This is a genomic window from Candidatus Palibaumannia cicadellinicola, assembly GCF_002855795.1.
Taxonomy (GTDB): Bacteria; Pseudomonadota; Gammaproteobacteria; order Enterobacterales; family Enterobacteriaceae; genus Baumannia; species Baumannia cicadellinicola_C.
Map to the genome: position 1 here is coordinate 1 of NZ_NJPO01000176.1, position 1,877 is coordinate 1,877.

A 1,877-nucleotide genomic window follows, 5' to 3' on the forward strand; every position below is an offset into this window, starting at 1 on the left:
GATAACCGTTTTTAACGGCTGGAAAAATATTTCGATCTATTATCAGAGTATCTGTCCGCGGGAAATGTTTCCACGTATATTTTGTCGATGGCCTAAAAAGCTTGATACTATGATACTAAGGAAAACATGGAAATCTTTTTTACGATTTTAATTCTTACTTTGATCGTTTCCTTGTCCGGGGTAGTGATTCATATCCTGCCGTTTCAAATACCACTACCATTAATGCAAATTGTTTTGGGTGCGCTACTTGCCTGGCCTAAATTTGGTTTACATGTTGATTTTAATCCTGAACTATTCCTAGTACTTTTTATTCCCCCCTTATTATTTTCTGACGGTTGGAAAATGCCAGCCCGTGACTTTCTACGCCACTGTGGAGAAATAGTATCATTAGCGCTGGTGTTAGTTATTATTACCGTAGTAGGCATTGGCTATTTCATCTACTGGATAGTACCTGGAATGTCGCTGGTTGCAGCGCTTGCATTAGCAGCAGTGCTTTCGCCAACTGATGCGGTGGCGTTATCTGGTATCGTTAAAGAAGGGCGTATTCCGAAAACACTAATGAATATTTTGCAGGGCGAAGCGTTAATGAATGATGCTTCTGGTTTAGTATTACTAAAATTTGCTATTGCTGTTGCTATGGGAACGATGGCGTTCACTGTAGGGGGGGTATCACTAGAATTTATTAAAGTAGCAGCAGGCGGCTTACTGGTTGGTGTAAGCGTCACCTGGGGTTACAGCAAATTACTACGACTTATCATACGCTGGAGCTGCGATGACTCAGCAACCCAGACTGTCTTGCTACTATTGCTACCATTCGTTGCTTATTTGATTGCAGAACATGTAGGAGTATCTGGAATCTTAGCAGCTGTAGCTTCTGGTATGACTATTGGACAATATGGTATGACTAGTAGCAATGCGCCGTTGGCGCTGCGACTACGTGGTAATAGTGTATGGTCTATGCTTGAATTTATCTTCAATGGTATTGTTTTTATCATGCTGGGCCTGCAATTGCCGGATATACTTGCTACTTCAATTAATCAGGCTAAGTTAGATCCTACTATTCAAACCTGGATGCTTTTCACCGATGTTGTTTTTCTTTATGTTGCGTTGATGTTGTTACGTTTTAGTTGGCTATGGCTGATGAAACGTATTAGTCTACGCTTCATGAAAAAGCGACCTATGGTATTCTGTGAATACAGTACACAAGAAATTTTAATAGCATCATTTGCCGGGGTGCGGGGGGCCATTACCTTAGCTGGAGTACTATCAATACCGCTACAGCTTAGTGATGGTACGGCGTTTCCATCTCGTTATCAGCTAGTTTTTATTGCGACAGGAGTCATTTTATTATCTCTTATTTGCTGTGTTATTATTTTGCCGCTGCTACTACGTGGCATCGCCGTATCTGATACTGATACTGTCTTATTCCATAAGGAAGAGCAAATAGCACGTATGATAGCTGCGGAAGTAGCTATCGAAAGCATACGGCAAATTGAATTTCAGTTAGCTAACAGTCAAGAATATAATTTCGAAAAACAAATAGTTAATGAGGTTAGTGTCAGAGTCATTAGTCATTTACGTCGTAGAATCGATGGTCATGCTGATGCGGAAAGTGCAATACTTATGAACCATTGGGAGCGTAGTATGTGGCTGAACGCCCTGCGTGCTGAGCGTTGCGAATATTATCATTTATGTACGCAACAAAAAATAAGTAATGATATTTTAATTAAACTATTACGCGATCTGGATTTGTTAGAAGCATTATTAATAGAAAAAAAGCATGAATAATTTTAGATTAAATCTTTAGTATTTATTAAAAGTGCTATATAGATATTATCTAACACCCATCTCCAGTTATTATTTTTAACTTAACTACT

At 39.2% G+C, this 1,877-nt stretch carries 1 protein-coding gene; it reads left to right on the forward strand.

From position 1 onward, the window contains the following. The first annotated feature begins 126 nt into the window (after positions 1 to 126). On the forward strand, positions 127 to 1,788 hold the full coding sequence (locus CEX73_RS03215; RefSeq protein WP_101627140.1) for a Na+/H+ antiporter: 1,662 nt from the start codon (positions 127 to 129) through the stop codon (positions 1,786 to 1,788). The last annotated feature ends 89 nt before the right edge of the window (positions 1,789 to 1,877 follow it).

Bases quoted from the DNA above. Each gene is read 5' to 3' on its own strand.
- CEX73_RS03215 (WP_101627140.1), top strand. From the start codon at position 127: ATGGAAATCTTTTTTACGATTTTAATTCTTACTTTGATCGTTTCCTTG.